Below are 11,953 nucleotides of genomic sequence, written 5' to 3'. Positions count from 1 at the left end.
ATGAATATAAATATAAAAATTGTAACATTATTATTAGCAACTAGTTCTTTATTTGTAAGTTGTGGTAATAGAGGTAACAATAGTAATAAAAGTGCTTTGAATAGTAGCAAAGCTGAAAAAGTATATGTAGCTCCAGGAGAACATGATTCTCATTACGCTTTTATATCAGGAGGTTATAGTGGAAATTTAACGGTTTACGGTTTGCCTTCAGGACGAATGTTTAAAGAAATCCCTGTTTTTTCACAGTTTCCAACAACAGGTTACGGATATTCAGAAGAAACAAAACCAATGTTAAATACTTCTTTTGGGCAAATTCCTTGGGATGATTCTCATCATCCAGATATTTCTCAGACTAATGGAGAGTTAGATGGTCGTTGGATATTTATAAATGGTAACAATACGCCACGTATTGCTAGAATTAGCCTTACAACTTTTGAAACAGAAGAAATTATTGAAGTACCTAATAGTGCAGGAAATCATAGTTCTTCTTTTATCACTGAAAACACAGAATATGTAGTTGCAGGAACTCGTTTTTCTGTACCTGTGCCTCAAGCAGATGTTTCAATTGATAAATACAAAGGAAACTTTAAAGGTGCGTTATCTTTTATTAGTGTTGATAAAGAAACAGGTAGAATGGGTATCAAATTTCAGGTTTTAATGCCTGGTTTTAACTACGATTTATCGCATCCTGGTAGAGGGGAGTCTCACGGATGGTTTTTCTTTACAACCTATAATACTGAAGAAGCAAACTCATTGTTAGAGGTAAACGCATCACAAAATGATAAAGATTTTATTGCAGCTATCAACTGGAAAAAAATTGAAGAATATGTAAATAATGGTGGTGGTACAAAAATACCAGCAAATTATGCACATAATGTATATGACGAACATACACATACTGCTACTTCAACAATGAAAAAAGAAGTGTTAACGGTAAATCCGATGGATGTTCCTGGAGCTATTTACTTCTTACCAACACCAAAATCTCCTCATGGTTGTGATGTTGATCCTTCAGGTGAATATATTATTGGTAATGGTAAATTATCTGCTGATTTAACCGTGCATTCATTTTCTAAAATGTTAGCAGCTATTGAAAGTAAAAGTTTTGATGGCGATGCTTACGGAATCCCAATTTTAAATTATGAAGCTATCTTAGCTGGTTCTGTAAAATCAGGAGGATTAGGACCTTTACATACCGAATTTGATGGTTTAGGAAATGCTTATACAACCTTCTTTATTTCTTCAGAAGTTGTAAAATGGAAAATAGGAACCTGGGAAGTAATTGACAGAAAACCAACGTATTATTCCGTAGGGCATTTAACGATTCCGGGAGGGAATTCAAGAAAACCTTTCGGTAAATATATGTTTGCTATGAATAAAATAACAAAAGACCGTTACTTACCAACAGGTCCTGAATTAGAGCATTCGGCACAATTATATGATATTACAGGCGATAAAATGGAACTATTATTAGATTTTCCAACACACGGAGAACCTCATTACGCTGCGGCAATTCCTGCAAGTATTATTAAAAATAATTCTAAAAAATTCTATCGATTAGATGAAAATAAGCATCCGTATGCAATTTTATCACCCGCAGATGCAAAAGTAACACGAAAAGGAAATGAAGTTCATATTTCTATGTCTATGATTCGCTCACACTTTACGCCAGATAATATTGAAGGAATAAAAGTAGGCGATAAAGTATATTTTCATGTTACAAATCATGAACAAGATTTTGATGTACCTCATGGATTTGCAATGATTGGGGCTAATAATTCAGAGTTATTAATAATGCCAGGACAAACAAAAACCTTAATATGGGAGCCTAAAAAAGTAGGGGTTTGGCCTTTTTATTGTACTGATTTTTGTTCAGCATTGCATCAAGAAATGCAAGGTTATATTAGAGTGTCTCCTAAAAAATCAGCCATAAAATTATCCTGGTCTTTAGATGGAGAGTAATAGTTGATTTTTAGTTTATTGACTGCTTGACCTAATAGATTGATATTTAATTTGGTCAAGCAGTTTTTTTAAAACATATACAGATGAAAAAAGCAGGTATTATTATGAGTATCGGTGCTTTATTATTATTGAGCTTATTTAAATTTCCATTATGGAATATCATGCTCGGAGCGCCTCAATATCCAGATCCTTTAGGAATGAATATTTATATAGAAGGTATTAAAGGGGTTTCTGAATTTGATTTGACAAATATTGATGGATTGAATCATTATATAGGTATGAAAGTGATTCCAAAACCATCAGACATGTGGGAGTTCTCAGTTTTTCCAAAAGTCATTGCAGGAATGTCAATAGTGGGTATTTTAATCGGTTTATTTGGATATTTTGATAAAATTTCCTATAAATGGTTTTTAGGATGGTTTTCGGTAATGGCTTTTTTAGGACTTTTAGGGATGTATGATTTTAATCAATGGTTGATAGAGTATGGAAGTGATTTAGACCCGCATGCTATCATAAAAGTAGTAAATTCCGATGGTACACCGATGAGCTATAAACCGCCATTATTGGGGTATCAAAAATTATTGAATTTTGATGTAACTTCTTTACCACATACAGGAGGATATTTAATGTTTTTAGGAATGTTACTTACTGTTATTGCTTTTTTTGTAGGAAAAAAAGAAACTGAAAAAAATCAGTAAAAAAATAAATAAAATAGATGAAAAAACTAAGTGTAATTTTATTATTAATGCCTCTTTTTTTAGCGTGTTCTATAACTCCTTCAAAAATTGAATACGGAAAAGATGCTTGCCATTTTTGTAAAATGACAATTGTTGAAAAAACTCATGCTTCAGAAATAGTAACCAAAAAAGGGAAACCTTTTAAATATGACGCTATTGAGTGTTTATTAAACGATTTATCGAATCGTGATATTGCTAAAATTGAATTATTTTTAGTTACAGATTATTTAAATCCAACGGTTTTAATTGATGCAAAAAAAGCAACTTTTTTAATAAACGCTATGATTAAAAGTCCGATGGGTGCTAATTTATCGGCATTTTCAATAAAAAAACCGGCTGAAAAATTAGTAAAAGTTTCTGCGGATGAAATATTTAATTGGGAAGGGATTCAAAAAAAATTCCGTGCTAAAATATAAAATAGCCTATTTTTAATGATATAAGTTGCCTTTAAAATTAATTTTAAAGGCAACTTTTTAAAATAATATTTTAAAACAAAATGCTGAAAAAAACAGTTCAATTTTACATTATATTACTTTTTACTCTTAAAGCATATTCACAAAACATCGAAGTTTGTGCTTCTTGCAAAGTGAAAACCTTAACAGAAGCTGTCGTAAAAGCAAAACCTTATAGTAAAATAATTATACAAAAAGGAAGGTATTTAGAAAATAATATTTTAATAAATAAACCGCTAGAAATTATCGGTAAAAATAACCCGATTATTGATGGGCAATATAAAGAATATGTGCTTATTATTAAATCGGATAGTGTTACTGTTTCAGGATTAAACATTAAAAATCCAGGGAGAAGTTATACCAAAGATTACGCCGCCGTTTATATATCAACAAGTAATTATGTTACCTTTAAAAACAACACTTTAGAAAGTGTTTTTTTTGGCTTTTTAATTGAAAAATCTCGCTACGGAAAAATCATTAACAACCATGTTTCAAGCCAAGCTGTTGATCAGTCTGCTTCAGGAAATGGAATTCATTTATGGAACTGCTCGAACATGCTTATTGAAAAAAATGAAGCTCATAATTTGCGTGATGGTATTTATCTCGAATTTGTAAAACATAGCAAAGTGATTAACAATAAAAGTCATGATAATATGCGTTACGGGCTACACTTTATGTTTTCAAATAAAAATGAATATCATAATAATACCTTTACAAATAATGGAGCAGGAGTTGCAGTTATGTTTTCTAAATATATTAAAATGACAGGAAATACGTTTTCAAAAAACTGGGGGACAGCTTCTTATGGTTTGTTGCTGAAGGAAATTTATGATGCCGATATTGAAAACAATACCTTCAAGGAGAACACCATTGGAATAAACGTAGAGGGTTCTACTAGGATTAATTATCTTAAAAATAATTTTATAAGCAACGGTTGGTCGGTTAAAATTGCAGGGGCTTGTTACACGAATATTTTTAAAGATAATAATTTTTTAAACAATTCTTTCGATATTTCTTACAACAGTAAAATTAACGATAATAAATTTGATAATAATTATTGGAGTTCTTATACAGGCTATGATTTAGATAAAAATGGCATTGGAGACGTGCCATATCGCCCTGTAAAATTATTCTCTTATATTGTTAATAAAACACCTGAAACTATTATTTTAATGAGAAGTTTATTTGTTGATATTATTAATTTTTCAGAAAAAGTATCGCCAGTATTTACACCAAATAAATTGGTTGATAGTAATCCATTAATGAAGCCTTTTAAATGATTGAAATAAAAAATTTATATAAAAAATTTGGTAAAGTAGCCGTTTTAAAAGGCTTAGATTTAAGTATTAAATCTGGCGGTATTTTTGCGGTATTAGGACCTAACGGCTCAGGAAAAACTACTTTGATAAAAAGCATTTTAGGAATGGTAATTCCTAACGAAGGAGTAATTGAAATTGAAGGAGAAAATGCCTTAAAAAAACATGAATATCGAAATAATATCAATTATTTGCCACAAATTGCTAATTTTCCAAGTAATTTAACAGTGAATGAATTGCTTAAAATGGTTAAAAATTTACGACCTAAACTTGCAAAAGACCAAGATTTTATTGATTTATTTAGTTTAGCACCTTTTTTGGACAAAAAATTAGGGAATTTATCAGGAGGAACAAAACAGAAAGTAAATATTATTTTGACTTTTATGTTTGACAGCGATTTAATTATTTTAGACGAGCCAACCACAGGTTTAGATCCAATTTCTTTATTGAATTTAAAGAAGATAATTTTAGCGGAAAAACAAAAAGGTAAAACCATTTTAATAACCTCTCATATTATGAGTTTTGTGGAAGAAATGGCAGATGAAATAGTGTTTTTGTTAGACGGTAAAATTTATTTTAAAGGTACATTGTTAGCTATAAAAGAACAGACAAAACAAACAGATTTAGAACACGCAATTGCAGCGATTTTAATTAAAGAAAATGTTTAAAATATTAAAATACAGTTTTTTCGATTTAATGCGTAGCAGTTGGAGTTACGTATATTTTTTATTTTATTTAGCCCTTGGTTTTGTATTATTATTTTTAAATAATGATGTGTCAAAAGCGGTAATTACCTTAATGAATGTTATCGTGGTGCTTACGCCATTAATCGGAACAATTTTTGGAGTGATGTATTTTTATAATTCCCGAGAATTTACCGAATTACTGCTCGCACAGCCTTTAAAAAGGTCAACTATTTTTATGGGACAATATTTAGGAGTAGCAATTTCGTTATCATTAAGTTTAGTAATTGGCTTAGGAATTCCTTTTTTAGCCTACGGATTACTTCAATCTAATGATATTTTTAACTTTGGTTCGCTTATTGTTGTGGGGGCTTTTTTAACTTTTATTTTTGTGGCTTTAGCTTTTAATATTGCCTTGTCAAATGAAAATAAAATTAAAGGATTTGGCTACGCTATTTTGGTATGGTTATTTTTAGCGGTTATTTATGATGGTTTATTTTTAATTTCATTAGTACTAATGCAAGAATATCCGTTAGATAAATTTTCGTTGTTTGCTACGATGTTTAATCCTATAGATTTATCGCGAATTTTAATCTTATTAAAACTAGATATTTCAGCTTTGTTAGGCTATACAGGCGCAGTTTTTCAAAAATTTTTTGGTACAAGTTTTGGAATGATTATATCAACAATTGTTTTGTTTTTATGGACTTTTATACCTGTTTTTAGAATTATATCAAAAGCAAAAAAGAAAGATTTTTAGCTGTGTTTTGGATTTAAAAGATTCATTATTAAAAATATATAATATGATATTTGTCATGTAATAAGACAATCGGTACGAGTAGATTGCGTTTTTAAATTATAATTTATAAACTATGTTAAAAACACATTCATTTCATATTCCTGTTATGGGAATAGGATTTACCATAGATTCTCCATTAAAAGTTTCACGATTTGGAATCGATTCTGTTATTTCATTAGTCGACGATATTTTATTAGAAAAGATACGAAAAATGTATTCGTTGAAATTTAAAATTCCATACGATGAAATAACCGAAAAAATGGACGATTTTAGAGCTGAAAGAGTTACTTCTTACTTGAATTTAATCAAATCACTTTCAGAAGAAAAATTTGAAGAATTTAAGCAGAACATAACCCAAACAAAGCAAGATATTGTTGATTTTTTTGAAGATATTCCAGATTCATCATCATTAAAACAAGAATTTGTAAAGGTAACGAGCAGTAATTTTGATGTAAAAAAAGTTGCTGATTGGTTAAAAGAAAATTTATCAATGGGTCAGATTGATGTAAATATTATGACTAAAGTTGATAAAGATAATTATACTAAAACCGATAAATTAGCTATTGAATATAACGATGCACATGCCGCTTTAAGAGGTTTTGCAAATAGCGATGTTAATTCGTCAGTAGTATTTTCGGCAGGTATGAATCCTAGGTTATATGCTTATTTAGAGAATTTTAAAGGCTTTTATCCTGATAAAAATGGGCATATCAACAAGAAAATTATTTTAAAAGTAAGTGATTACCGTTCGGCATTAATCCAAGGGAAATTTTTAGCGAAAAAAGGAATTTGGGTATCGGAATATCGCATAGAATCTGGCTTAAATTGTGGGGGACATGCTTTCGCAACTGATGGGTATTTATTAGGACCTGTTTTAGAGGAATTTAAATTGAAAAGAGCAGAATTACAAGAGTCAATTCAAAGTTTACTTTTTTCTGCTTTAGATAAAAAAGAATATGTAGTTCCAGAAACCGATTTAACTTTTAAAATATCGGCACAAGGAGGCGTTGGTACTGCTGATGAACATCAATTTTTACTAGATCATTATCAAGTAGATTCTGTGGGGTGGGGAACGCCTTTTTTATTAGTTCCTGAAGCTACAACGGTCGATGAAAAAACATTAAATAAATTAATTAAAGCCAAAGAAAAGGATGTTTATTTGAGTGATATTTCACCATTAGGTGTGCCATTTTATAATTTAAAAGGAAATACAAAAGACTTAGAAAAGCAATCTTTTATTGATAAAGGACGACCTGGAAGTTCTTGCCCGAAAAAATTTATCGCTTTAAATAAAGAGTTTAATGAAAAAGGAGTTTGTACGGCTTCAAGGCAATTTCAGCATTTAAAAATAAAAGAATTAACGGCTCAAAACTTACCAAAAGAAGCTTACTATAAAGAATATTCTAAAATAATAGCCAAAAGCTGTACCTGTGTTGGCTTAGGAACTTCGGCTTTATTGGCGTACGGTTTAGATACCAAAACAGAAGGTGATGGTGTGTCGGTTTGTCCTAGCCCTAATATTGCTTATTTTTCTAAAAAGATGAGTTTAAAGGAAATTACAAAAACAATTTACGGACAATCGGCAAGTGTTACAAGCTTAGAAAGACCTAATTTATTTATCAAAGAATTGAATATTTATATTGATTATTTAAAAAATAAATTAGAAGAAACTACTGCAGAAGCTTCTCCGAAGGAAATTAAATATTTAAAAACTTTTGTTAAGAATTTAAAAGAAGGTTTGTTGTATTATAAAGACTTATTTAATAACGAATATCAAAGTGCTATGTTACATTGTCCAACTGTTTTAGCCGACTTAAAATTAAGTAACCAAAACATCAATAAAATAGCATTAGCTATTGAAATATTATAAAAATACTTAGAGCCTGTTTTAAAGAAATTTTAAACAGGCTCTAAATTAATTTAATGATTTATATCATGTTTTAACTTTTTGTAAAATGATAATTTTGCCCTTTAATAACAGATTATGACATTAAAGGAAAAAATTACAGCGCTTAAAAACAAAAAGAATGCCATTATATTAGCACATTATTATCAAGATACTGCTATTCAGGATGTTGCGGATTATGTAGGAGATAGCTTAGGTTTATCACAAAAAGCAGCAGAAACAACCGCAGATATAATTGTGTTCGCAGGTGTTCATTTTATGGCGGAAACTGCAAAAATTTTAAATCCAACGAAAAAAGTTGTTTTACCCGATTTAAATGCTGGATGTTCGTTAGCAGAATCTTGCCCTGCCGATTCCTTTGAGAAATTCGTTAAAAAACACCCGAATCATACCGTTATTACTTACGTAAATTGTAGTGCTGAGGTAAAGGCGCTTACCGATATTGTTTGTACCTCGTCTAATGCCTTGAAAATAGTAGAATCTATACCCGCTGAAACGCCAATTATTTTTGCTCCTGATAGAAATTTAGGAAATTATATTATGCAAGAAACAGGTAGAGAGATGCTACTTTGGGACGGAAGCTGTGTAGTTCATGAAGCTTTTTCTTTAGATAAATTAGCGGAGTTATGTCAAAAATATCCAGACTATAAAATTATTGCACACCCAGAATCGGAAGAGCATATTTTAAAAACAGCTACTTACGTTGGGTCTACTGCAGGAATGATAAATTATGTAAAAGAACATCCAACAGGGAAATTTATCGTAGCAACTGAAGTTGGTATTTTACATAAAATGAAGCAAGAAGTTCCAACGGCTGAATTAATTCCCGCTCCTGTAAAGGAAGATACGACTTGTGCTTGTAGCGAATGTGCTTATATGAAGGTAAATACTATGCAAAAATTATACAATTGTTTAGTAACAGAAAGCCCTACAATAGAAGTTAATAAAACAATCCGTGAGCGTGCTTTAATTCCTATTCAACGAATGCTTGATATATCAAAATAAATGATTCAAACAAATTATTTAGTCATAGGTTCAGGGGTTGCAGGATTAACTTTTGCGGTAAAAATGGCAGAGAAATTTGCTGATAAAACCATTACCATAATTACAAAAGGAAACGAAGATGAATCGAATACAAAATATGCCCAAGGAGGCGTGGCAGTTGTTTTAGATAAAGATGAAGATTCTTTTCAAAAACATATTGCCGATACTTTAATTGCCGGTGCAGGGCTTTGCGATAAAAAAGTCGTTGAAATGGTGGTTAAACAAGGTCCTAAACGGTTTAAAGAATTAGTGCTTTGGGGGGCTAATTTTGATACTGATAGTACAGGCGCTTTTGATTTAGCAAAAGAAGGTGGACATTCAGAATATCGGGTTGTTCATCACAAAGATATTACAGGATATGAGGTAGAAAGAGCTTTGTTAAAACGTGTGCATCAGTTAAAAAATGTAACAGTATTACCACATTATTTTGCGATAGATTTAATTACAAACCATCAGTTAAAAATAGCAAAACCTTCCGCTAAGTCATCAAAAAATACCACAGAAAAAGTTATAGAATCATCAACGGATTTAACTTGTTTTGGGGCCTATGTATTGAATGAAAAAACTTCCGAAATTTTTACCATAAAAGCCGATAATACGTTGTTGGCTTCGGGTGGTGTAGGAAGTGTTTATGGGCATACCACTAATCCTGTAATTGCTACAGGCGATGGTATTGCGATGGCATATCGTGCAAAAGCTACTATTTTAGATATGGAGTTTGTACAATTTCATCCTACAGTTTTATATCAAAAAGAACAAAGTTCTTCTTTTTTAATTTCAGAAGCTGTAAGAGGTTTTGGAGCTTATTTACGTGATAAAAAAGGAAATCGTTTTATGCTTACTTATGATAAACGAGCAGAATTAGCTTCTCGTGATATTGTATCGCAGTGTATTTATAAAGAGTTGAAAAAATCAGGAGATACACATGTTTATTTAGATTGCACACATTTAGATATCGAAAATTTTAAAAATCATTTCCCTACTATTTATCAAAAATGTAAATCGTTATATATTGACATTGCTAAAGATTGGATTCCTGTAGTTCCTGCATCGCATTATATGTGTGGTGGGGTTGTTGTTGATAAAAATGGGAAAACAGCTATTAAAAACTTGTTTTCTTGTGGAGAAACATCAAGAACTGGTTTACATGGTGCTAATAGATTAGCCTCTAATTCATTATTAGAAGCCTTGGTGTATGCTGATAATATTTATAAATATTTAGCTGAAAATAATCTAGAAGATGATAAATCGAATCAAGAAAATACTATTCCTCAATGGAAATCTAAAAAAATAGTGTTTTCAGATAATGAGGCTTTAATTAAAGAATATGTAGAAGAATTACAGCAATTAATGCGTAATAATGCGGGAATTGTTAGAAGTAATGAAGGTTTAGAAAATGCTAAAATTAAATTAGCATCTTTATATAATAAAGTTGAAACATTATATAAAAATTCAAAAATAAGTGTTCCACTTTGTGAATTAAGGAATATGGTTAATGTTGCACATTTAATTATTAGTCAATCGGCAGCACAATCAGAAAATAAAGGCGGTCATTATAATATTGATTATATTTTAGAACCTGTTTAAAAACCAAATTTAGGTTGACGGATGAGATTTTCTGTTTTCTTGTTATAAAACTTTTTTTGATAAAACTTAAACAGGCGCTAAGTTAAATATTAGACCTCACAGCTTTTAAAAACCTGTGAGGTCTGTTTATTTTTGAGAGAATATTTTAACAGCTTGTTTCTTTTTAAATTGTTGGCTGAAAATTATTGCTATTGCAACTAAAAAAAGTAGGCTAACTGCGACTAAATATTCAGAGTAATAATTTATTAAATCAAGATTTAACCAAACAATAATTCCTTTGTAAAAAATTACAATTTCGGTTAATAAAAAGCCTATTATGTAAAAGAGTAGGCTTTTTTTTGATAGCCGTATCAATTGAAATTGCTGTAAAAAAACAAGCAATGAAATACTTACAATTCCTAAAAAATTAAAATGTAAATAGCCGATTATAAAATCGATATTTGAAAAAATAATAGCTGAAAAATAAGGAAATGTTCCTGTAAATTGAAAAATTAATTTTAGCATAAAAAGTAGGTAAACAATCTTTAATCCTTTAAAAATAATTCCTGAAAAAATGTTTTTTATCTTTTGAGAATCAGCAAGTAAATGTTTGCTTAAAATATAAAAAGCAATTCCTTGTAATAAAGCACCAAAACTAGCAATTAAATAGAGTGTAAAACTTGGTTTGTTCCATAACAAGGAAATTGTGAAGGTTAGTACAACGCCTATGTTTAGCATCCAAAAAAAGCGTTTAAATATCTTTTTAGGAAGAATAATATTATGTTGTTCTAAAAGATAAAAAAACACGCCGAAAAGTGCTAAAATAAACCAGCCGTTGTATTGAAAATGAAGGTAAAAATAAATGGCATTTCGGTATAAACTTGAGCTACTTCCTGCTGTTTTTATAATAATTCCTAAAGCCCAAGGTCCTAAGCTTGAAATAATCATAAACCATAAGGCTATGCGAATACATTTGTATGAATTTGTTTGTTTTTGTAAGGTTGAACTGTGTTTAAAAAAGAGATATCCGAAGAAATAAGAAGCTATTAAAAACAGGGTGGAAAATACAATCGAAAAAAATGCGTAGCCTGTAAATGGAAAGCTAATCAGCATGCCAATAATGGTTATTTGGGTTGCCCAAAATAATTGCTTGTAACTAGTGTGAAGTGTTTTTTTATCTAAATACAATTTAAAAATAAGCGTAGTTAAAGCAGTATAAACCCAACCTAGCAAAGCAACATGTGAATGTGCATGTACCATAAAACGATAATTTATTGGTAGGTCAATTACTGCAAAAACACGAAGTAAAACACCTAAAAAAGCAATTAAAATAAAATATCCTATGGCTACTTTACTGTGTTTTTGTAATAAATTAAAAGAAGTGTTTAACGAAGTTTTCATACAGATAAAAGTACGTAAAAAGTACGTAAAAATAGTTGAAAAATCATTTGAAAATAGAAGAGAATAAAAGGAGAATATTGTAAAATG

General features: G+C 30.1%; 10 protein-coding genes. 9 read left to right on the top strand and 1 reads right to left on the bottom strand.

Going from position 1 to position 11,953, the window contains the following annotated elements:
• The 9 genes from nosZ to nadB all read left to right on the top strand — a co-directional run bounded on the left by nosZ (position 1) and on the right by nadB (position 10,486).
• Positions 1-1,962, top strand: a complete 1,962-nt coding sequence (gene nosZ, locus ABNT14_RS06635) for a Sec-dependent nitrous-oxide reductase (RefSeq protein WP_101901466.1) — start codon at positions 1-3, stop codon at positions 1,960-1,962.
• Between the two features lie 83 nt (positions 1,963-2,045).
• Positions 2,046-2,660, top strand: a complete 615-nt coding sequence (locus ABNT14_RS06630; protein WP_101901468.1) for a hypothetical protein — start codon at positions 2,046-2,048, stop codon at positions 2,658-2,660.
• Positions 2,661-2,677: 17 nt separating this feature from the next.
• The gene (locus tag ABNT14_RS06625; RefSeq protein WP_101901470.1) at positions 2,678-3,115 is read left to right on the top strand and encodes a nitrous oxide reductase accessory protein NosL; all 438 of its coding nucleotides are present in this window, start codon (positions 2,678-2,680) and stop codon (positions 3,113-3,115) included.
• Positions 3,116-3,195: 80 nt separating this feature from the next.
• The gene (locus tag ABNT14_RS06620) at positions 3,196-4,431 is read left to right on the top strand and encodes a nitrous oxide reductase family maturation protein NosD (protein ID WP_101901472.1); all 1,236 of its coding nucleotides are present in this window, start codon (positions 3,196-3,198) and stop codon (positions 4,429-4,431) included.
• Entirely contained in the window at positions 4,428-5,135 is a 708-nt protein-coding gene (locus ABNT14_RS06615) for an ABC transporter ATP-binding protein (protein ID WP_101901474.1), read from the top strand. Before ABNT14_RS06620 ends, ABNT14_RS06615 begins: the two co-directional genes overlap by 4 nt.
• Entirely contained in the window at positions 5,128-5,910 is a 783-nt protein-coding gene (locus ABNT14_RS06610; protein WP_101901476.1) for an ABC transporter permease, read from the top strand. The genes ABNT14_RS06615 and ABNT14_RS06610 overlap by 8 nt, the downstream gene beginning before the upstream one ends.
• A gap of 112 nt (positions 5,911-6,022) precedes the next feature.
• The gene (locus ABNT14_RS06605) at positions 6,023-7,819 is read left to right on the top strand and encodes a hypothetical protein (protein ID WP_101901478.1); all 1,797 of its coding nucleotides are present in this window, start codon (positions 6,023-6,025) and stop codon (positions 7,817-7,819) included.
• A gap of 114 nt (positions 7,820-7,933) precedes the next feature.
• Positions 7,934-8,860 carry a quinolinate synthase NadA gene (gene nadA / locus ABNT14_RS06600; RefSeq protein ID WP_101901480.1) on the top strand — a complete coding sequence of 309 codons (927 nt, stop codon included), beginning with the start codon at positions 7,934-7,936 and terminating at the stop codon, positions 8,858-8,860.
• Positions 8,861-10,486 (top strand): L-aspartate oxidase, encoded by a 1,626-nt coding sequence (gene nadB, locus ABNT14_RS06595; protein WP_101901482.1) that lies wholly within the window; start codon positions 8,861-8,863, stop codon positions 10,484-10,486.
• A 126-nt stretch (positions 10,487-10,612) separates the two neighbouring features.
• Here nadB and ABNT14_RS06590 read toward each other — a convergent pair whose 3' ends face one another.
• Positions 10,613-11,866, bottom strand: coding sequence for a hypothetical protein (locus tag ABNT14_RS06590; RefSeq protein ID WP_101901484.1), 1,254 nt, complete (start codon positions 11,864-11,866; stop codon positions 10,613-10,615).
• Positions 11,867-11,953 lie beyond the last annotated feature (87 nt).

It is taken from the genome of Tenacibaculum dicentrarchi (assembly GCF_964036635.1).
Classification (GTDB): domain Bacteria; phylum Bacteroidota; class Bacteroidia; order Flavobacteriales; family Flavobacteriaceae; genus Polaribacter; species Polaribacter dicentrarchi.
The sequence above is the reverse complement of the archived record's forward strand: the minus strand, read 5'-3'. Positions and strand labels throughout refer to the sequence as shown.

Coding starts and splice junctions, on each gene's coding strand:
- nosZ (WP_101901466.1), top strand. CDS start 1: ATGAATATAAATATAAAAATTGTAACATTATTATTAGCAACTAGTTCT.
- ABNT14_RS06630 (WP_101901468.1), top strand. CDS start 2,046: ATGAAAAAAGCAGGTATTATTATGAGTATCGGTGCTTTATTATTATTG.
- ABNT14_RS06625 (WP_101901470.1), top strand. CDS start 2,678: ATGAAAAAACTAAGTGTAATTTTATTATTAATGCCTCTTTTTTTAGCG.
- ABNT14_RS06620 (WP_101901472.1), top strand. CDS start 3,196: ATGCTGAAAAAAACAGTTCAATTTTACATTATATTACTTTTTACTCTT.
- ABNT14_RS06615 (WP_101901474.1), top strand. CDS start 4,428: ATGATTGAAATAAAAAATTTATATAAAAAATTTGGTAAAGTAGCCGTT.
- ABNT14_RS06610 (WP_101901476.1), top strand. CDS start 5,128: ATGTTTAAAATATTAAAATACAGTTTTTTCGATTTAATGCGTAGCAGT.
- ABNT14_RS06605 (WP_101901478.1), top strand. CDS start 6,023: ATGTTAAAAACACATTCATTTCATATTCCTGTTATGGGAATAGGATTT.
- nadA (WP_101901480.1), top strand. CDS start 7,934: ATGACATTAAAGGAAAAAATTACAGCGCTTAAAAACAAAAAGAATGCC.
- nadB (WP_101901482.1), top strand. CDS start 8,861: ATGATTCAAACAAATTATTTAGTCATAGGTTCAGGGGTTGCAGGATTA.
- ABNT14_RS06590 (WP_101901484.1), bottom strand. CDS start 11,866: ATGAAAACTTCGTTAAACACTTCTTTTAATTTATTACAAAAACACAGT.